General features: G+C 66.1%; 17 protein-coding genes. 14 read left to right on the top strand and 3 right to left on the bottom strand.

All coding sequences use genetic code 11. The annotated features are described in order from the left end of the window. Positions 1 to 13 precede the first annotated feature (13 nt). Genes cobJ through ACIPHN_RS02525 form a run of 9 tightly spaced genes read left to right on the top strand, consistent with a single transcriptional unit; the run spans position 14 to position 9,359 of the window. Entirely contained in the window at positions 14 to 1,579 is a 1,566-nt protein-coding gene (cobJ, locus tag ACIPHN_RS02565; RefSeq protein WP_400432267.1) for a precorrin-3B C(17)-methyltransferase, read from the top strand. 2 nt (positions 1,580 to 1,581) lie between these two features. Continuing rightward, positions 1,582 to 2,715 carry a CobW family GTP-binding protein gene (locus ACIPHN_RS02560; protein WP_400432265.1) on the top strand — a complete coding sequence of 378 codons (1,134 nt, stop codon included), beginning with the start codon at positions 1,582 to 1,584 and terminating at the stop codon, positions 2,713 to 2,715. Positions 2,716 to 2,737: 22 nt separating this feature from the next. Next, positions 2,738 to 3,340 carry a cob(I)yrinic acid a,c-diamide adenosyltransferase gene (gene cobO / locus ACIPHN_RS02555; protein ID WP_400432262.1) on the top strand — a complete coding sequence of 201 codons (603 nt, stop codon included), beginning with the start codon at positions 2,738 to 2,740 and terminating at the stop codon, positions 3,338 to 3,340. Beyond that, on the top strand, positions 3,340 to 4,674 hold the full coding sequence (locus ACIPHN_RS02550; RefSeq protein WP_400432260.1) for a cobyrinate a,c-diamide synthase: 1,335 nt from the start codon (positions 3,340 to 3,342) through the stop codon (positions 4,672 to 4,674). Before cobO ends, ACIPHN_RS02550 begins: the two co-directional genes overlap by 1 nt. After that, entirely contained in the window at positions 4,671 to 5,342 is a 672-nt protein-coding gene (gene bluB / locus ACIPHN_RS02545; RefSeq protein ID WP_400432257.1) for a 5,6-dimethylbenzimidazole synthase, read from the top strand. Before ACIPHN_RS02550 ends, bluB begins: the two co-directional genes overlap by 4 nt. Beyond that, complete coding sequence (gene cobU, locus ACIPHN_RS02540) at positions 5,339 to 5,944, top strand: bifunctional adenosylcobinamide kinase/adenosylcobinamide-phosphate guanylyltransferase (RefSeq protein ID WP_400432254.1); 606 nt, start codon at positions 5,339 to 5,341, stop codon at positions 5,942 to 5,944. The genes bluB and cobU overlap by 4 nt, the downstream gene beginning before the upstream one ends. Then, positions 5,938 to 6,885 (top strand): adenosylcobinamide-phosphate synthase CbiB, encoded by a 948-nt coding sequence (gene cbiB, locus ACIPHN_RS02535; protein ID WP_400432251.1) that lies wholly within the window; start codon positions 5,938 to 5,940, stop codon positions 6,883 to 6,885. The genes cobU and cbiB overlap by 7 nt, the downstream gene beginning before the upstream one ends. Then, positions 6,878 to 7,888 carry a threonine-phosphate decarboxylase CobD gene (gene cobD, locus ACIPHN_RS02530; RefSeq protein ID WP_400432248.1) on the top strand — a complete coding sequence of 337 codons (1,011 nt, stop codon included), beginning with the start codon at positions 6,878 to 6,880 and terminating at the stop codon, positions 7,886 to 7,888. The genes cbiB and cobD overlap by 8 nt, the downstream gene beginning before the upstream one ends. Beyond that, complete coding sequence (locus tag ACIPHN_RS02525; RefSeq protein WP_400432246.1) at positions 7,881 to 9,359, top strand: cobyric acid synthase; 1,479 nt, start codon at positions 7,881 to 7,883, stop codon at positions 9,357 to 9,359. The genes cobD and ACIPHN_RS02525 overlap by 8 nt, the downstream gene beginning before the upstream one ends. 48 nt (positions 9,360 to 9,407) lie before the next feature. Here ACIPHN_RS02525 and ACIPHN_RS02520 read toward each other — a convergent pair whose 3' ends face one another. The 3 genes from ACIPHN_RS02520 to ACIPHN_RS02510 all read right to left on the bottom strand — a co-directional run bounded on the left by ACIPHN_RS02520 (position 9,408) and on the right by ACIPHN_RS02510 (position 14,109). After that, positions 9,408 to 9,605, bottom strand: a complete 198-nt coding sequence (locus ACIPHN_RS02520; protein ID WP_400432244.1) for a hypothetical protein — start codon at positions 9,603 to 9,605, stop codon at positions 9,408 to 9,410. Between the two features lie 102 nt (positions 9,606 to 9,707). After that, complete coding sequence (locus tag ACIPHN_RS02515) at positions 9,708 to 10,700, bottom strand: response regulator (protein ID WP_400432241.1); 993 nt, start codon at positions 10,698 to 10,700, stop codon at positions 9,708 to 9,710. Beyond that, positions 10,678 to 14,109 (bottom strand): ATP-binding protein, encoded by a 3,432-nt coding sequence (locus tag ACIPHN_RS02510; RefSeq protein ID WP_400432238.1) that lies wholly within the window; start codon positions 14,107 to 14,109, stop codon positions 10,678 to 10,680. The genes ACIPHN_RS02515 and ACIPHN_RS02510 overlap by 23 nt, the downstream gene beginning before the upstream one ends. Positions 14,110 to 14,585: 476 nt before the next feature. Here ACIPHN_RS02510 and urtA point away from each other — a divergent pair, with 476 nt between their 5' ends. The 5 genes from urtA (at position 14,586) to urtE (ending at position 19,767) form a co-directional block, all read left to right on the top strand. Continuing rightward, on the top strand, positions 14,586 to 15,842 hold the full coding sequence (gene urtA, locus ACIPHN_RS02505) for an urea ABC transporter substrate-binding protein (RefSeq protein WP_400432235.1): 1,257 nt from the start codon (positions 14,586 to 14,588) through the stop codon (positions 15,840 to 15,842). 263 nt (positions 15,843 to 16,105) lie between these two features. Next, positions 16,106 to 17,023, top strand: coding sequence for an urea ABC transporter permease subunit UrtB (gene urtB, locus ACIPHN_RS02500; protein ID WP_400432232.1), 918 nt, complete (start codon positions 16,106 to 16,108; stop codon positions 17,021 to 17,023). Positions 17,024 to 17,066: 43 nt separating this feature from the next. After that, positions 17,067 to 18,275: an urea ABC transporter permease subunit UrtC gene (urtC, locus tag ACIPHN_RS02495; RefSeq protein WP_400433163.1), complete on the top strand. Its 1,209-nt coding sequence runs from the start codon at positions 17,067 to 17,069 to the stop codon at positions 18,273 to 18,275. After that, the gene (gene urtD, locus ACIPHN_RS02490; protein WP_400432229.1) at positions 18,272 to 19,039 is read left to right on the top strand and encodes an urea ABC transporter ATP-binding protein UrtD; all 768 of its coding nucleotides are present in this window, start codon (positions 18,272 to 18,274) and stop codon (positions 19,037 to 19,039) included. The genes urtC and urtD overlap by 4 nt, the downstream gene beginning before the upstream one ends. A gap of 38 nt (positions 19,040 to 19,077) precedes the next feature. Further along, complete coding sequence (gene urtE / locus ACIPHN_RS02485; RefSeq protein ID WP_400432226.1) at positions 19,078 to 19,767, top strand: urea ABC transporter ATP-binding subunit UrtE; 690 nt, start codon at positions 19,078 to 19,080, stop codon at positions 19,765 to 19,767. Positions 19,768 to 19,786: the final 19 nt, after the last annotated feature.

Genomic DNA, 19,786 nt, shown 5'->3' with positions numbered 1-19,786 from the left:
GCAGGAAAACAGGATGGAAGCAGTCAACGTCAATCAAAAAGGTGTACTGAACCTGGTCTCGGTCGGCCCCGGTTTCGAGGAAATGATCATCCCCCGCGCCATCGCCGCCTTGCGCGACAGCGAGGTGATCGTGGCCTACGAGCTGTACCTGCGCTGGATCGCGCCGCATATCGCCGGCAAGGAGATCCATACGCCGCCGCTGACGCAGGAGCGCGAACGCGCCTTGCTGGCGATCGAACACGCCCGCGCCGGGCGCCGCGTGGCGCTGATCTCCAGCGGCGATATCGGCATCTACGCCATGGCCGCGCTGGCCTTCGACGACATGCGCGAGGACGACACCTATGAGGTCAACGTCATCCCCGGTGTCACCTCGGCCAATGCCTGCGCCTCGCTGCTGGGCTCGCCGCTGTCGCATGACTTCGCCACGCTGTCGCTGTCTAACCTGCTGTGCCCGTGGTCGTGGATCGAACAGCGCGCCAGCCACATCGCCCAGGCCGACCTGGCCTGCGTGCTCTACAACGTGCAGAGCGCCGGCCGCCAGGAAGGCGTCTACCGCATCCTGCAGCTGATGCTGCAACACAAGGCCCCGCACACGCTGTGCGGCGTGGTGCGCAATGCCTATCGGCCAGGCCAGCAGGTCTCCATCCACCGTCTGGACGAATTGCCGGGCCTGCAGTTCGACATGCTGACCTCGATCGTCATCGGCAACCGCTTCACCCAGCGCAAGCGCGACTGGATCTTCACCCCGCGCGGTTACAACGACTGGAGCGAAGAGTCGCAGGCGCAGGAAGTGGCGCAACTGCCGCAGCAGGCGGTGTGGGTGTTCTCCGGCACCAGCGACGGCAATGCGCTGGCCGCGCAGCTGGCAGGGCAGGGGCGCAGCGTGGTGGTCTCGGCGGCCACCGGCTATGGGGGCGAACTGGCGCGCGAGGATTGTCCCGGGGCCGTCGTCTGGGCCGGCCGCCAGGGTGTGGAAGCCCGCCGCCAGGCCCTGCGCGACAGCCAGGCCCAGGTGCTGGTGGACGCTACCCATCCCTATGCCACCCTGATGTCGCAGCAATTGATGACCTTGTCGCAGGAGCTGGGCATTCCCTACCTGCGCTACGAGCGCCCAGGTGAGCTGGCCGCCGACGACCCGGATGGCTGCGCCGACATGGACGAGGCAGCCCGCAAGGCGGTGGAGAGCGGCAGCCGCATCTTCCTCGCCACCGGGTCCAAGGACCTGGCCAGCTTCCTGCAGGCGCCGGGTGCATCGGATCGCCAATGGTTCGCCCGCGTCACGGCCGATCCCGATTTCATCGGCCGAGCGCTGGAGCTGGGCTTGCCGCGCGCTCACCTGTGCGCGATGCAGGGGCCGTTCTCGCAAGCCTTCAACGAAGCCCTGTGGCGTGACTGGGGCATCGACTGCGTGGTCACCAAGGATTCCGGCGAGGCCGGCGGCTACCGCGCCAAGGTGGCCGCCGCGCGCGCGCTGGGCATCCGCCTGCTGACGGTGCGCCGTCCGTCGCTGCACTACCCTGAAGCGGCCAGCGATTTCGCCGGGGTCCAGGCGGGCCTGGCGCGGCTCCTGGGGGCATGAGCATGTCCAGTACCGCCGCCGGCCTGCCGCCGCCGCTACCACCGATCCCGGTGACCGTGGTCACGGGCTTCCTGGGTGCCGGCAAGACCACGCTGCTGCGCGGCCTGGTGCAGCGTCGCCAGTCGCGCCGCCTGGCGCTGTTGATCAATGAATTCGGCGAAGTCGCCATCGACGGTGAGCTGTTGCGCGCCGATGGCGATGCGCAAGGCCAGGTGCAGATCCAGGATTTCGCCCACGGCCTGATCGCCTACGGTGATGACGACCAGTTCGTGCCAGCCATGCTGGCGCTGGCCGCGCGGCGCGCCCGGATCGATCATGTGCTGATCGAAACCTCCGGGCTGGCCCTGCCCAGCGCCGTGATGGAAGTGCTGCAGTCCGACGCGCTGGCCCCGCATTTCGTGCTCGACGCCACCCTGGCGGTGGTCGATACGCCGCTGTTGCTGGAGCAGGCCTTCGCCAGTGGCGACACGGCACAGGCGGCCACTGCAGACCTGTTTCGCCAGCAGCTTGAATGCGCCGACGTGGTGGTCCTGAACAAGATCGATGGCCTGGACGAAGCTCCGCTATTGCAGGCCGAGGAAACCGTGCGGGCGCTGGCGCCCAATGTACGCTTCCTCGAACTGGCCTATGGCGCCCGGCTGGATATCCGCCTGGCGCTGGGCCTGCGGCTGCATCAGGCCGGCGCCGCCGTGCATCATCACTACACCCCGGTGGCCATGCCCGGCGAGCGTGCCGTGGTAGCCGCCGACCAGCAGCGTTTCAACGGCCATGCACACTCCGGCCTGGGCGCGCACAGCCACGGCTTGTCTACCCACAAGCATTTCCATGAACAGGATCCGGGCTGGCAATCGTTCACCTTGCGCTGCGAGTCCCCCCAGCAGGCCGAGGTGGTGCGCAGCGCCGTTGCTGCGGCTGCCCTGGCCGAACCCATCCTGCGCGCCAAGGGCTTCGTGGCCACCGACGGCGCGCCGGTACAGTTGCTGCAGGGCGTGCGCGCCCGCGTGGTGATGGCCGAGGCGAGCGAGGCCGCCCATAGCGCGCGCGCGCGTTCCGAGCTGGTCTTCATCGGCTACCATCCCAGCCGCGCCAGGGTGGCCCGGCTGCTCAGCGAATTGACTGCCACCGAGTGGAAGTAATCCTCAAGAAAGAGACCGAACCGTGAAAACCGATCCCGAATCGCACAAGCGCATGACCCAGCGTCACAAGGAAGGCTTCGAAAAGAAGAAGGCTGCCGCGCAACAGGAAAAGGGTCTCCTGATCGTCAATACCGGCAACGGCAAGGGCAAGTCCAGTGCCGCCTTCGGCATGGGCATGCGCATCCTCGGCCACGGCATGAAGCTGGGCGTGGTGCAGTTCATCAAGGGCGCGCTCTACAGTGCCGAGCGTGATTTCCTGGGCGGCCACGCCCAATGCGACTTCCACGTCGTCGGCGAAGGCTATACCTGGGACACCCAGGACCGCGAGGCCGACATGCGCACCGCCGCGCGCGGCTGGGCCGAGGCGGTACGGATGATCAACGATCCCTCCTACGACATGGTGATCCTGGACGAACTCAACATCGTGCTGAAGTACCAGTACCTCGACCTGGAGGCGGTCTTGCGCACCTTTGCCGGCCGCCGCGAGATGCTGCACATCGTCGTCACCGGTCGCCATGCGCCGGAAGCGCTGATCGAACAGGCCGACCTGGTCAGCGAGATGCGAGCGCTCAAGCATCCCTACAAGGAGCAGGGCGTGAAGGCACAGAAAGGCGTGGAATTCTGATGGATGCCCCCCGCAACGCCTGTCCGGCGCTGTTCATCTCGGCGCCTGCCTCGGGCCACGGCAAGACCACCATCACCGCCGCGCTGGCGCGCATGTACCGGCGCCAGGGCAAGCGCGTGCGGGTATTCAAGACCGGCCCCGACTTCCTCGATCCGCTGGTGCTGGAACAGGCCAGCGGCCAGCCGGTGACCAACCTGGACCTGTGGATGGGCGGCGAAGACCATTGCCGCCGCCAGGTCGCCCTGGCCGCCAGCCAGTCCGACGTGCTGCTGGTGGAGGGCGTCATGGGTCTTTACGACGGTGAACCCAGCAGCGCCGACCTGGCGCAGTTGCTGGGCATCCCCGTGATCGCCGTGATCAATGCACGCGGCATGGGCCAGACGGTGGGGGCGCTGGCGCAGGGCCTGATGGCCTATCGTCCCGAACTGAAATTTGCCGGCGTGCTGGCCAATGGCGTAGCCAGTCCGCGCCATGCGCAGATGCTGCGCCAGGGCCTGGCCAACGCCCGTCCGTCCGTGCCGCTCCTGACGGGGCTGCAGCGCGACATGCAGTTCGCCCTGCCGGAGCGCCACCTGGGCCTGGTGGCCGCCCCCGAGATCGCCGATCTCGACGCGCGCCTGGATGCCGTGGCCGAGCGCATGGCCAGTACCGCGCTAGCCAACCTGCCGGTAGCGGTGGAGTTTGGCGCGCCGCCACCCGAACGCGCCTTTGCGCGCCTGCTGGAGGGCCGCACGATTGCCGTGGCGCGCGACCTGGCGTTCTCCTTCATCTACACCGCCAATATCGAGCTGTTGCAGCAGATGGGCGCGCGCGTGGTGTTCTTCTCGCCGCTGGCCGACGAGGCCTTGCCGGCTTGTGACGCCGTGTGGCTGCCGGGCGGCTACCCCGAGCTCTACCTGGCGCGGCTGCAAGCCGCGCAGCGCATCCAGTCCGACCTGCGCGCCCATGCCGATGCCGGCCGGGCGCTCTATGCGGAGTGCGGTGGCATGCTGTTCCTACTGGAGACCATCGTCGGCCAGGATGGCGAAAGCGGACGCATGTGCGGCATCCTGCCGGGCCAGGCCACGGTGCAGAAGCGCCTGCAGGGCCTGGGTTACCAGACCCTGTCGCTGAACCTGCCCGGCGCCGTCGGCGAACACCTGCGCTGCCACACCTTCCACTATTCGCGCGCGGTGGTCGGCGCGCCCTTCGTGGGGCGGGGCGAGCGCCTGTTCGACTCTTCCGAGGGCGAGGTGGTCTATCGTCGCGGCCAGGTCACGGCCAGCTATCTGCACGCCTATTTCCGCTCGGCGCCGCGCACGGTGGCAGCCTTGTTCGGAGGGGGACAGGCATGAGCCAGGCGTTGCCGCACCGCTATCCGCAGGCGCAGATCGATGCGCTCTATCGCGCCATCCGCGAGCGCCGTGACATGCGCCATTTCCTGCCCGACGCGGTCGATCCGGCCATGCTGGAACGGCTGCTGCAGGCGGCCCACCACGCCCCCAGCGTGGGCTTCATGCAACCCTGGCGCTTCCTGCGCATCAGCGACCGCGCGCTGCGGCAACGCATCCACGCACTGGTCGAGCAGGAGCGCATCGCCACCGCACATGCACTGGGCCAGCGCGAAGACGAATTCATGCGCCTGAAGGTCGAAGGCATCCTCGATTGCGGCGAAGTGCTGGTGGCCGCCTTGATGGACCGGCGCGAGCCGCACGTCTTCGGTCGCCGCACCATGCCGCAGATGGACCTGGCCTCGCTGGCCTGTGCGCTCCAGAACATGTGGCTGGCCGCCCGCGCCGAAGGCTTGGGCATGGGCTGGGTGTCGCTGTTCGATCCGGTGGCGCTGGCACAGTTGCTGGGCATGCCGGACGGTGCCGAACCGGTGGCGGTGCTGTGCCTGGGCCATGTGCCGGCTTTCTATGACAAGCCGATGCTGGAGCAGCAGCAGTGGGCCGCGCGCCGCGCACTGGATGAACTGGTATTCGAAAATCACTGGCCAGACGGAGAGGGCGCAAGCGCATGAGCACACCGGTCACAGTACGTAGTCTGGTCTTTGGCGGCGCCCGTTCGGGCAAGAGTGCCCACGCCGAGCGACTGGCCCTGCAGGCCGCGCAGGAGGGCGCCGGCGAGATCGTCTACATCGCCACCGCCAGCCGCAGTGCCGCGCGCGACGACGCCGAGATGCAGCAACGCATCGCCCATCATCAGCAGCGTCGTCTCGATCTGGGCGGCGCATGGCGCACGGTGGAGGCACCGCTGGCGCTGGGCGCGGCATTGCGCACCCACGGTCGCGCCGGCAACGTGGTGCTGGTCGATTGCCTCACGGTGTGGCTGGCCAACCTGCTCTTTGCCGAGGGCATCGCGTTTCCGGAAGTGGGACCGATCGATCCGCCGGCTGCCTTCCTGCAGCAACGTGCCGACTTCCTGGCGGCCTTGCAGGAGGCATCCGGCACGGTGATCCTGGTCTCCAATGAAGTGGGCATGGGCATCGTGCCGCAGGGGGCCATTTCGCGCTGGTTCGTCGACGAGGCCGGGCGCCTGAACCAGGCCGTGGCCGCCATCTGCGAACGCGTGCAATGGGTGGCGGCAGGCTTGCCCCTGAGTTTCAAGGAGCCGGCATGCTGAGCGGCCTGTCCTGGCCCTGGCTGGCCGTGTTGATGGCCCTGGGTATCGCGACCGATCTCATGCTGGGTGAGGCGCGGCAATGGCATCCGCTGGTCGGCTTCGGGAACCTGGCCAAGCGCATCGAGGCAGCGCTCAATCGTGCATCGGGCCTGCGTCTGCGCGGCGTACTGGCCTGGACGCTGGCAGTGGTGCCGGCCGTGCTGGCGGCGGCCTGGGTGATCGCATGGTCGCCCTGGTGGCTGGCCGCCTTGCTGCATGCGGGCTTGCTGTACTTCTGCATCGGCCTGCGCAGTCTGCGCGAGCATACCCTGCCGATCGCCCGCGCCCTGGCCGTGGCGGATCTGGCGACGGCGCGACGCCTGACCTCGTATATCGTCAGCCGCGACACCCGCCAATCCAGCGAGGAAGAACTGGCCAAGGCCGGTGTGGAGTCCTTGCTGGAGAACGGCAACGATGCCGTCTTCGGCACCCTGTTCTGGTTCCTAGTGGCGGGCGGGCCGGGGGCCTTGCTGTTCCGGCTGTCCAATACGCTCGACGCCATGTGGGGTTACCGCAATGAGCGCTTCTACTATTTCGGCTGGGCGGCGGCGCGCATCGACGATGCGCTGAACTGGTGCCCGGCCCGCCTGACCGCCTTGTCCTATGCCTGGCTGGGCCAGCGCCAGCTGGCCCTGGCCTGCTGGAAAGAACAGGCCCCCGCCTGGAGCAGCCCCAATGCCGGACCGGTGATGGCGGCCGGCGCCGGTGCGCTGGGGTTGGCTCTGGGCGGCGCGGCCATCTATGACGGCGAGGTGGAGCAGCGCCCGCCGCTGGGGCGCGGCCATCCCCCGCAGGGCGCCGACATCGTGCGTGCCTGGCGCCTGGTGGCGATGAGCGCCGCGCTCTGGATGGCGGTGGTATGCGCCATTGCCTTGCTGTGCCTGGGAGGACTCCATGCTTGAACATGGCGGCAATCTCAACGACGCCGCGCGTCACTACGGGCGGCCGCGCAGCGCGTGGCTGGACCTGTCGACCGGTATCAATCCGCTGGCCTATCCGGCGCCGGCGCCAGGCATGGATGCCTGGCACCGCCTGCCAGAACCCTCCGATGCACTGGAACGCGCGGCCTGCGACTACTACGGTGCGCAGCGCATGCTGGCCGTGGCCGGCACGCAGGCAGCCATCCAGGCCTTGCCACAGTTGCGCCTGCGCCAGGATGGCCGGCCCGCGCGGGTGGTCGTGGCGGCCCCCATCTATGCCGAGCATGCCCATTGCTGGCAGCGCACCGGCCACCTGGTACGCGAAGTGCCGTATGCGGCGCTGGACGAGGAGGTGCAGGCCCAGCGCTGCGAGGTGCTGGTACTGTGCAACCCCAACAATCCCACCGGGGCACTGGTGGCACCGGCGCAACTGCTGCGCTGGGCGCAACAGCTGGCCGCACGCGGCGGCTGGCTGGTGGTCGATGAAGCCTTTGGCGATACCCTGGCCGCCCAGAGCGTGGCCGCGCACAGTGCAGCGCCGGGACTGATCGTGCTGCGTTCGGTGGGCAAGTTCTTCGGCCTGGCGGGCCTGCGCCTGGGCTTCGTGGCAGCTGCGCCAGCACTGCTGGAGGCACTGGCCGACTGGCTGGGTCCCTGGACCATCAGCGGGCCGGCCCAGCAGATCGGTACGGCAGCCTTGCGTGACCGCCACTGGCAAGACCGCACGCTGACCCGCCTGCTGGCCGATGGCGAGCGCCTGCATGCGCTGTTGCAGCGGCACGGCATCGCCGCGTCAGGCAGCGCGCTGTTCCAGTGGTGGCCCGAGACACGCGCAGCCGACTTCCACGCCAGCCTGGCCAGCCAGGGGGTGTGGGTGCGCCTGTTCACACGCGGCGCGGGCGGCATCCGCATCGGCCTGCCCCCCGATGAGGCGGGCTGGCAGCGGCTGGACGCGGCATTGGCGCACTGGAGGGCGCATGGCTGAGTTTGCCTTCCATACCCTGATGATCCAGGGCACCACCTCGGACGCCGGCAAGAGTACGCTGGCCGCCGCCCTGTGCCGCCTGCTGAAGAAGGATGGCATTCCGGTCGCGCCTTTCAAGCCGCAGAACATGGCGCTGAACAGCGCGGTCACCGCCGACGGTGGCGAGATCGGCCGCGCCCAGGCCCTGCAGGCGCAGGCCGCCGGCATCGCCCCGCATACCGACATGAACCCGGTGCTGCTCAAGCCCTCCAGCGATACCGGCGCGCAGGTGATCGTGCATGGCAAGGTGCGCGCCGACATGAATGCACGCGACTACCATCGCTACAAGACCGAAGCCATGCAGGCCGTGCTGGCCTCGTACCAGCGCTTGCGCGCGCAATATGCCTGCGTGGTGGTGGAAGGCGCGGGCAGCCCGGCCGAGATCAACCTGCGCGCACGCGACATTGCCAACATGGGCTTTGCGGAGGCGGTCGATTGCCCCGTCATCCTCGTGGCCGATATCGATCGTGGTGGCGTCTTCGCCCACCTGACCGGCACGCTGGACTGCCTGTCGCAGAGCGAGCGGGATCGCGTGGTCGGTTTTGTCATCAATCGCTTCCGTGGCGACATCAGCCTGCTGCAACCCGGCCTGGACTGGCTGGAGGAGCGCACCGGCAAGCCGGTGCTGGCGGTCTTGCCCTACCTGCATGGCCTGCACCTGGATGCCGAGGATGCGGTGGCCGCCACGCAGGACGTCAAGGGGGATTTCCGCGTGGTGGTGCCGGTGTTCCCGCGCATCAGCAACCATACCGATTTCGATGCCTTGCGCGCCCATCCCGGCGTGGATCTGCGTTTCGTCGGGCCGGGCCAGCCGGTGCCACCAGCCGACCTCATCATCCTGCCCGGCAGCAAGAACACCCGTGGCGACCTGGACTGGCTGCGCCAGCATGGCTGGGATGCCGCCATCGCCCGCCACCTGCGCTATGGCGGCAAGCTCATTGGCATCTGCGGCGGCTTCCAGATGCTGGGTGAGGCGGTGGACGATCCGCACGGCGTGGAAGGCCGGCCCGGCAGCAGCGCGGGCCTGGGACTGCTGGCCATGCGCACCGAACTCACGCGTGAAAAGCGTCTGCTGCAGGTCAGCGGCCATGGCAGCTTCAGTGCCGACCAGCCCGCCGTGCGTGGCTACGAGATCCACATGGGGGTCTCGTCGGGGGCGGCACTGGCGCGCCCGGCCTTCGTCATCGAAGGGCGCGGGGAGGGCGCACACTCGGACGACGGCCAGATCCTGGGCAGCTACCTGCATGGCATGTTCGACACCCCGCAAGCCTGCGGCGCGCTGCTGGCCTGGGCGGGCATGCAGGGTGGCGCGACGGTGGACCTGGATGCCCTGCGCGAAGCCAGCCTGGAGCGCCTGGCCGAGGCCACCCGGCCCCTGTATGTGGCCTTGCAGGGACTGTCGACGCGCTTTACCCAGACCGGCCAGAAATGAAAATCCCGGCCTGCGGGCCGGGATGATGGAGGGGAGAAGGGTGGCGTGTCAGGCCAGGGCTTCCTTGGCGGCTTCTTCCGGGGTCAGGCCATCGTAGTACAGGTCGGTGAACCACTCGACCTCTTCCTCGATGTGTTCCTGCGCTTGTTGCAGCGTGGCGCCGCCCGCGACCAGGAATTGCTCGACTTCGGTACACCATTGGATCAGGGCTTCGGTTTCCGGGTCCAGTTTCTCTTTCTTGGGCATGATATTTCCTTGCTTGGGTAATGACGGTGATGACGGGCGTGAGTGCCCGTTGCAAGCATAGGGCAAACTGCCCGAATGTGCCCGACTATCTGTGCTGCAACATCATTGCAGCAGTTGTACGTTGCCTCCCGCTGCCACGCCGCTGGCCAGCACCGCCGCCGCCGATCTCGTCTCCACCCCCAGTTTCACGAAGATATGCTCCAGGTGCTTGTTGACCGTGCGCGGGCTCATGCCGAGGATGTCGGCGATGTCACGGTTGGTCTTGCCCTTGCCCAGCCACAGCAGCACGTCGTTCTCGCGCGGGGTCAGGCGGAACCCTTCCAGGGATACCGGCACGCCGGCCGATTCCTCACCGGACGTGGTGGCGCTCATGCCGGTGGCTTTCTCTTCCAGCAGCAGGCTCACGCCATGGCCCTGGCCCGGGCCGGCCAGGCTGATGCGCAATTCGCCGCCGCCGCCGCTGCCGCTGATCACCAGCGGTGGTACGTTGTCCAGGCTCCCACCCTGGCGCTGACGCAGCAGTTGTTCCTTGAGCCAGTCATGCAGCGGGGCCGGCAGCTTGTGGCTGGCCGGTGCGGCCGGGCCGAAATATTTCTCCAGCCAGAGCGAGGCCTTGCGGGTCTGCCACAAGGGCAGGCCATTGCCGCCCAGCACGATCACCGCATGCGCGGCCTGCTCCAGCATGCCGCGCGTCTGCGACATCATGCGCGCCGTGCGGATGTGGGCGCCGATGCGCGCCACCACTTCCTGCGGGCGGATCGGCTTGGTCACGTAGTCGATGCCGCCGACCTCGAAGCCGCGCACCACATGTTCGGTCTCCGACAGGCCGGTCATGAACACCACTGGCACATGGCTCAGGTCCTTGTTGAGCTTGATGCGCCGGCAGGTCTCGAAGCCGTCGATGCCGGGCATCATCGCGTCCAGCAGGATCAGGTCGGGCGTGACGTGGTCCAGCCGCTCTAGCGCCGAGAGGCCATCGGTGGCCACCAGCACGATGTGGCCGCTCTCGTCGAGGGAATCGGAGAGCATGGCGAGGTTGTCGGGCACGTCATCGACGATGAGTACGACATGCCTATCGAACGTCGTTGAGATCATGGCGGATCAGCTCCTTGATGCGGGTGACATATTCGTTGAGGCGGAATTGCCTGACCAGTTGCCGCAGTTCGGTGGTGAAGGGCAGGTAGGCCGGATTCTGGCGTTCCATGGCATCCAGCTGGCGCAGGATCTCCTTGGCATAGCCGATACTGCCCAGCTCCAGTAAGGCACGCAGCTTGTTCTGGGCCGGCACCAGCATGAGCGCTTGCGCCGCTGGTGCGGCTTGTTCGGCACTTTCCTGGGTGGCGACCCAGTCCAGCTGCAGTTGCAGGCGGATCTTGTTGAGCAGTTCGTTGTAGGCCACCGGCTTGACCACGAAGTCGTTGACCAGCGGCGGCTCGTTGCGCTCATGCAGGTTCTCGAAGGCATTGGCCGAGACCAGGATGATGGGCAACTGCATCAGCCCGCGCGCGCGGATGGCGCGGGCCACCGACCAGCCATCCATCTGCGGCATGGCGATGTCCAGCAGGACCAGGTCGGGCAGTTCCAGCGAGAGTCGCTCCATGCAGGCCAGCCCGCTGTCGGCTTCGCTGACCACGAAGCCCAGCGGCATGAGCATGTCCTTCAGGAGACGGCGTTGCGAAGCCTGGTCGTCCACCACCAGGATGCGGCGCGAGGGGCCGGTATAGCCCGACATCTGGTCTTCCAGCGGCAGGCGCGGGCGTGGCACGTGGACCTCGGGCAGGTAGATCTTGAGATGGAAGCTGCTGCCGCTGCCCACCACGCTTTGCACCGCCAGTTCGCCCCCCATGATGTGGGTCAGCATGCGACTGATGGCCAGCCCCAGGCCGGTGCCGATGTCTTCGCGCAGGTTGGCGGCGCTGCTGCGCTCGAAGGGCAGGAAGATGCGTTCCCGGTCTTCGTCGGCAATGCCGATGCCGGTATCGATCACGTCGAACCAGGCGATCTCGCGGGCATAGCGCACCTTCAGCGTGACGCCGCCACGGTCGGTGAACTTGACCGCATTGCCGAGCAGGTTGATGAGGATCTGGCGCAGGCGCTTCTGATCAGCGTGGACGATGGCGGGCAGGCGGCCGCTGGGTTCGAAATGGAAGTGCAGGCCTTTCTGTTCAGCCTGGGGCGCGAACATGCCGACGATCTGTTCCAGGAATTCGGGCAGGGCCAGTTCGTCGGAGGCCAGGCGCATCTTGCCGGCCTCGATCTTGGCGATGTCCAGCAAGCCATCGATCAGGCTCAACAGGTGCTCGCCGCTGCGGCGGATGACGGCGATGGCATCCTTGCGGGCCGGCGGGATGGTGGCGTCCACCTGCAGGATCTGGGCGTAGCCGAGGATGCTGTTCAGGGGCGTGCGCAATTCATGGCTCATGCCGGCCACGAAGCGGCTCTTGGCCAGGTTGGCCGATTCGGCGGCCTCCTTGGCGCGTTGCAGTTCGGCGTCGGTGCGCTTGTGGGCTTCGATCTCGGCCAGCAGCAGATTGGTCTGGCGCTCCGATTCTTCCTGGGCGACGGCGCGGCTTTCGTTGGTCAGCACCAGCCACCAGGCGCCCACGCCCACCACCACCAGCAACAGGCAGAACAGCTTGACGAACACGCTACGCACCGACTGCGGCGCCTCCAGCGTGGCGCCGGAGAGGTCGGCCATCTGCTGGAAGTACAGCATCCACAACACGATCGCCAGGCCGCCCGCGAGCAGGCCGAAGACGGTCAGGTAGTGGCCGATGCGGGTATTGAGCTTGAGCGTGAAGCGCGCCGGCACCAGCTGGCGCAGGGTGTGCAGGATCTGGTTGGGCAGGCGTGCGCGTGGCGTCTTGCAGCGGTCCTTGCAGCGCGCATCCAGCGAACAGCACAGCGAACAGATCGCGCCCTGGTAGGCCGGGCAATGGGCCATGTCGGGGGTCTCGAAGGCATTGCCGCAGATGACGCAGTCGAGCAGGCCGCGTGCCTGGCCCGGGGTGTGTGGCCGGTAGGCCTGTTCGGAGAGGGTGTCGCGCCGGGCAATGTAGTAGCGGCTGCCGGTGGCCACGGCGATCAGCGGCGCGCATAGCAGGGCCGTGCCCAGTGCGATGAAGGGCGCCATTGCCGCCACCGTCTTGCCCAGCACGCCTGACATGGCGATGGTGGAGAGCAGGGTGGCCACCGCCATCGATCCCACGCCCACCGGATTGACGTCATAGAGGTGGGCGCGCTTGAACTCGATATGGGCCGGGCTCAGGCGCAGCGGCTTGTTGATGACCAGGTCGGCCACCACCGCGCCGATCCAAGAGATCGCCACCAGGCTGTAGAGCGCCAGCACATGTTCCAGCGCATTGAACACGCCCAGTTCCATCAGCAGCACCGCGATCAGCACATTGAAGACCAGCCACACCACCCGGCCCGGGTGGCTATGGGTCAGGCGCGCAAAGAAATTGGACCAGGCCAGCGAACCGGCATAGGCATTGGTGACATTGATCTTGATCTGCGACACCACCACGAACAGCACCACCGCCCCCAGTGCCAGCGCCGGGTTGCCGAACACGTACTGGTAGCCGACCAGGTACATCTGGGTCGGCTCCACCGCGCGCGCCATCGGCACTTCATGCTGGATGGCGAGGAAGGCCAGCAGGGCGCCGCCCAGCATCTTGGCCCCGCCCAGCAGGATCCAGCCGGGGCCGGCCAGCAGTAGGGCGGTCCACCAGCGGCCCCGGTTGGCGGCGGTCTTCTCGGGCAGGAAGCGCAGGAAGTCGACCTGCTCGCCGACCTGGGCGATGAGCGAAAAGGCTACCGTGGCCGCCGCACCGAACAGGGTCAGGTTGAAGGAACTGCCTTCCTCGGCGCGGCCGGCAAAACTCATCAGGTTGGACAGCGCATCGGGCTCCTTGTAGAGCACACAGGCATAGGGCAAGACCAGCAGCACCAGCCACAGCGGCTGGGTCCACATCTGCAGGCGGTTGATGAGGGTGATGCCGTAGGCCACCATGGGAATGATGATGAGCGAGCAGAGCACATAGCCATACACCAGCGGCAGGCCGAAATAGATCTCGATGGCCTGGGCCATGATGGCCGCTTCCAGCGCGAAGAAGATGAAGGTAAAGCTGGCGTAGATCAGCGAGGTGATGGTCGAGCCGATATAGCCGAAGCCGGCGCCACGCGTGAGCAGGTCCATGTCCACGCCGTAGCGCGCCGCGTAGTAGCTGATGGGCAGGCCGGTGGCGAAGAACAGCAGCACCACGCAGGCAATGGCCCAGAAGGCATTGGTGAAGCCATAGCTCAGCGTGATGGCGCCGCTGATGGCTTCCAGCGCCAGGAAGGAGGTCGCGCCCAGGGCGGTGTTGGCCAGGCGGAACTCGGACCAGCGGCGGAAGGACAGCGGCGTATAGCGCAGCGCGTAGTCTTCCAGGGTCTCGTTGGCGACCCAGGTGTTGTAGTCGCGGCGGACCTTGACGATGCGTTGGGTGGCGGGATGGCTCACGGTGGCTCGCGTTGATGAAAAAGGGGCGATTCCTTGTCAGCGCCTTGTCAGTGCGCCGTCCTGCGGAACCTGTCGTGTTTTGTTGCAAGCAATTTTCAAACCATTGCGGCGCGCTGGGCATACGTCAAATGACGTATATCGCGCCTCTCATGCGGCGCGAATTCACCACGAAGCAGCACCCGCTCCCGGCGGCGCATCCCGCCCGGGAGGAGTAGTGCGCCAAAGCGCGCACCAAGAGCAGGCGTGCGGCGGGCAAAAAGCGTGCAGGCGGGCAGGGCGGTGGCCCGTCGGGTGTTACGTCAAACAACGTATTGTTGCGCCGCACAGCGAAATCTATTCTCCGTCCCAGAACGACAGGCCCGCCAGCGCCAACGCCAACAGCGGGCGATGCCGCCGGTGCCTGCGTTCCTCCGGTCTGCAGGCAGCCACGAATGCACTTCACCGAGTCCAACAACAACGCCCGAAAGGAGTACCGCATGTCGCATCCCTCGTCTTCCCGTCCGCCCTCGTCGTCCCGCCGCAAGATCCTGATCGGCCTGGCCGCCGGCGCGGCTGCGGCGGCGCTGCCGGGCATGGCCTCGGCGCAGCAGTATCCGACCGCCAAGGTCAATACCACCAAGCTGGCCATCACCGATACCGAAGTCACCGTGGGCCAGCTGCACTCGGCCACCGGCACCATGGCCATCAGCGAGACCGGTTCGATCCAGGCCGAGCGCCTGGCCATCGACCAGATCAATGCCATGGGCGGCATCCTCGGGCGCAAGATCAAGATCATCCAGGAAGACGGCGCCAGCGACTGGCCGACCTTCGCCGAGAAGGCCAAGAAGCTGCTGGAGAACGACCGCGTGGCAGCCGTCTTCGGCTGCTGGACCTCGGCCTCGCGCAAGGCCGTGCTGCCGGTGTTCGAGAAGGACAACGGCTTGCTCTACTACCCGACCTTCTATGAAGGCCTGGAGCAATCCAAGAACGTCTTCTATACCGGCCAGGAGGCGACGCAACAGGTGCTGGCAGGCCTGAACTGGGTGGCCAAGGAAAAGAAGGCCAAGACCTTCTTCCTGGTCGGCTCGGACTACATCTGGCCGCGCACCTCCAACAAGATCGCCCGCAAGCACATCGAGAACGTGCTCAAGGGCTCGGTGGTCGGCGAGGAATACTACCCGCTGGGCAACACCCAGTTCGGCTCGCTGATCAACAAGATCAAGCTGAAGAAACCGGACGTCATCTTCGCCGACGTGGTGGGTGGCTCCAACGTGGCTTTCTACAAGCAGCTCAAGGCCGCCGGCGTCACCGCCAAGACCCAGAACCTGCTGACCATCTCGGTGACCGAGGATGAAATGCTGGGCATCGGCGGCGAGAACGTGGAAGGCTTCTTTGCCTCGATGAAGTATTTCCAGAGCCTGGACAACGCCAACAACAAGAAATTCGTGGCCGAGTTCAAGGCCAAGTTCGGTGCCAATTCGGTCATTGGCGACGTCACCCAGGCCGCCTATCTCGGTCCCTGGCTGTGGAAGGCGGCGGTGGAGAAGGCCGGCAGCTTCGACGTCGACAAGGTGGTGGCCGCTTCCCCGGGCATCGAGCTCAAGACCGCGCCGGAAGGCTACGTCAAGGTCCACGAGAACCACCACCTGTGGAGCAAGACCCGTATCGGCGAAGCCCAGAAGGACGGCCAGTTCAAGGTCATCTACGAGTCCGACCTGATCGAGCCCAATCCCTTCCCCAAGGGCTATCAGTAAGACGGTGTAGTCACGACGCTGAATCATCGCATCCCCGTTCGTCCTGAGTAGGCCCGTAGGGCCGTATCGAAGGAGCGCTCTGTTCTTTCGCCTTCGATACGCGGCTTGCGCCGCTACTCAGTCCGAACGGTGAGAGTGTGGTTTTGCGATGCAAAGTGTGCAGTGGCGCGTGCTTCATCCTTCAGTGCAGCAAAGCGGCGGCGTCTGTAGTGACATGCGGGCGTCGCCGCCCCCTCATCCTTCTATGCCCCCGGGGAGTCAACATGGTTTCTCTATCCGAATTCGGCGCCATCTTCGCCATGCAGGGCTTCAATGGCCTCTCGGTGTTCTGCGTCCTGCTGCTGATGGCGCTGGGCCTGGCCATCATCTTCGGGCAGATGGGCGTGATCAACATGGCCCACGGTGAATTCCTCACCATCGGCGCCTACATCACCTACCTGCTCTCGCACCTCACCACGACCTATGCGCCGGCCCTGCAGCCGTTCTATTTCTTCGGCGCCATCGTGCTGTCCTTCGCGGTGGCCTATGGCGTGGGCTACCTGACCGAGCTGCTGCTGATCAGCCGCCTCTACAAGCGTCCGCTCGACACGCTCCTGGCGACCTGGGGCCTGTCGCTGGCGATGCAGCAGACCTTCCGTTCCATCTTCGGCGCCAAGGAAGTTAGCGCCACCTTGCCGGACTGGCTGATGGGTTCCTTCAAGCCGACCGACGCCATCGACATTCCCATCAATGGTCTCTTCATGATGGGCATCACGGTGCTGCTGACGGGGTCCATCTTCGTGTTGCTGTTCCGTTCGCGCTGGGGCCTGCAGGTGCGCGCCACGATGCAGAACCGGGTCATGAGCGGGGCCGTGGGCATCAATACCCGCAAGGTCGACCGCACCACCTTCGCACTCGGTTGCGGCGTGGCCGGGGTGGCCGGCGCGGCCTTCACCACCATCGGTTCCACCGGTCCCACCAGCGGTTCGCTCTACATCGTCGATACCTTCCTGGTGGTGGTCTTCGGCGGCGCGCAAAGCCTGATTGGCACCATCGCCTCGGCCTTCTCGATCGCCCAGACGCAGTCCACGGCGGAGTTCTTCCTGACCGGTTCGATGGCCAAGGTGCTTACGCTTTCGGCGGTGATCCTGATCCTGATGCTGCGTCCGCAGGGCCTGTTCGCGGCCAAGGTGCGCAAGTGATGGCCGGCTTCTCTCAATCCAACAATCCGTGCGAGGTCCGATGATGAATGCAGCCTATGAAAAACTGTTGGGCGGGCGCTCCGGAGCGGTGGGCCTGCTGGTGATGGCGGCGCTGTTGCTGGTGGTGTTCCCGCTGACGCTGGACATGTTCCGCCTCAACCTGGTGGGCAAGTACCTGTCCTATGCCTTCGTGGCGGTCGGGCTGGTGCTGTGCTGGGGCTATGGCGGCATCCTGAGCCTCGGCCAGGGCGTGTTCTTCGGCCTGGGCGGCTATTGCATGGCCATGTTCCTCAAGCTCGAAGCCTCCGACCCCATCAGCACCAAGATCCAGTCCACACCGGGCATTCCCGACTTCATGGACTGGAACCAGATCACCGCCTTGCCGGCCATGTGGGAGCCCTTCCACAGCTTTGCCTTCACGGTGCTGGCGGTGCTGGTGGTGCCCACGCTGCTGGCCATGCTGATCGGCCTGGCGATGTTCAAGCGGCGCGTGGGGGACGTGTATTTTTCCATCGTCACCCAGGCCATCGCCGCCATCCTCTCCATCCTCATCATCGGCCAGCAGGGCCTGACCGGCGGCGTCAACGGCATCACCGACCTGAAGACCCTGATGGGCTGGGACATCCGTACCGACCACGCCAAGCTGGTGCTGTACTTCGTCAACGCCGCCTTGCTGTTCGGCTGCATCCTGTTCGGCCGCTACGTGCTTGGCTCCAAGCTGGGGCGCCTGCTGGTGGCCATGCGCGACAAGGAGGAACGGGTGCGTTTCTCCGGCTATGACGTGGCCAGCTTCAAGGTCTTCGTGTACTGCGTGGCGGCCATGTTCTCGGCCATCGGCGGCGCCATGTTCACGCTGCAAGTGGGCTTCATGTCGCCATCCTTCGTGGGCATCGTGCCGTCCATCGAGATGGTGATCTTCGCCGCCGTGGGTGGCCGCATGTCGCTGCTGGGGGCAGTCTACGGCACCTTGCTGGTGAACTTCGGCAAGACCTATTTTTCCGAGACCTTCCCCGAGCTGTGGCTGTTCCTGATGGGCGGCCTCTTCATCGCGGTGGTGATGTACTTCCCCAATGGCCTGGCCGGTCTCTGGCAGACCCAGGGCAAGCGCCTGATGGACAAGCTGCGTGGCGCGACCAAGACATCGGCCACAGCCACGCCTCCGGAGCCAGCCAGAACACCGGTACGCACATCTCCCCCTGAACCCAAGCGCGAGGGCATCGAGCCCGGCGCCACCCTGGAGGCCAGCAAATGAGCGAGAACCCCATCGGATTCGAGTCCGACGCCCACCCGGTCCTGGCCATCGAAGACCTGACCGTGTCCTTCGATGGTTTCAAGGCCGTGGACAAGCTCAATCTCTACGTGCAGCGCAACGAGGTGCGCGTGGTGATCGGCCCCAACGGCGCCGGCAAGACCACCGTGCTGGACCTGATCTGCGGCAAGACCCGCGCCACCTCGGGCAGCATCAAGTTCAACAACCATGAACTCACCAGGATGAGCGAGCACGCCATCGTGCGGGTGGGGGTGGGGCGCAAGTTCCAGACGCCGTCCATCTACGAAAACCTCTCCGTATTCGAGAACCTGGAGATGTCCTTCCCGCGTGGCCGCAAGGTGTTCGGCGCGCTGACCTTCCAGCGTTCGCCGGACGTGGTGGCGCGGGTAGAGGCGGTGGCTGCCGAGATCTTCCTCGACGAGCACTTGCATACCCAGGCCGACCTGCTCTCGCACGGCCAGAAGCAGTGGCTGGAGATCGGCATGCTGTTGATGCAGGAGCCCGAGCTGCTGATGCTGGACGAACCGGTGGCCGGCATGAGCGTCTCCGAGCGCGAAAAGACGGCGCAACTGCTGGGCCGCATCAGCCAGGGACGGTCGGTGGTGGTGATCGAGCACGACATGGATTTCGTCAAGAGCATCGCCCACAAGGTCACCGTGCTGCACCAGGGCAAGATCCTGGCCGAAGGCAGCATGGAGAAGGTGCAGTCCGATCCCAAGGTGATCGATGTCTATCTCGGTCACTGAATTCGTCTACTGATCCCCATCCACACGCGGAGCCTGCCATGTTCACTGTCTCTCAACTCGCCTCCGGCTACGGCCAGAGCAAGGTCATCCACGACGTCAACCTGTCGGTGGCCAAGGAAGAAATCGTCGCCGTCATGGGCCGCAACGGCATGGGCAAGACCACGCTGTTCAAGACCCTGATGGGCATCCTGCCGCTGCGCGGTGGCAGCATCAGCATCGATGGCGTCGAGCTGGGCGCCCTGGAAAGCCACCAGCGCGTCGAGCGCGGCGTGGCCTATGTACCGCAGGGGCGCATGGTGTTCTCGCACATGACGGTGCTGGAAAACATCCAGACCGGCCTGCCGGCCTCAGCCCGGGGCAAGGTGCCGGACGAGCTGTACTCGCTCTTCCCGGTGCTCTACGACATGCGCACCCGCAAGGGCGGCAACCTCTCCGGCGGCCAGCAGCAGCAACTGGCCATTGCCCGCGCGCTGGCCACCAATCCGCGCGTGCTGCTGCTGGACGAGCCGACCGAGGGCATCCAGCCTTCCATCATCAAGGACATCGCCAGGAGCCTGAAGGAGATCCGCAAGATCCGCGCGCTGACCATCATCGTCTCGGAACAGGTGTTGAGCTTCACGCTGGAGATCGCCGACCGCTTCCTGGTGATCGACAAGGGCCGCTTCGTCTATGAGGACACGCGTGCCAATGTCGATGCGCCCACCATCAGCAAGTATCTGTCGGTCTGACCGGACCGTCTTTTCAGAG

Source organism: Herbaspirillum sp. NPDC087042, assembly GCF_044745245.1.
Lineage (GTDB): Bacteria > Pseudomonadota > Gammaproteobacteria > Burkholderiales > Burkholderiaceae_D > Herbaspirillum.
This window is presented reverse-complemented; position numbering and strand designations above follow the sequence as displayed.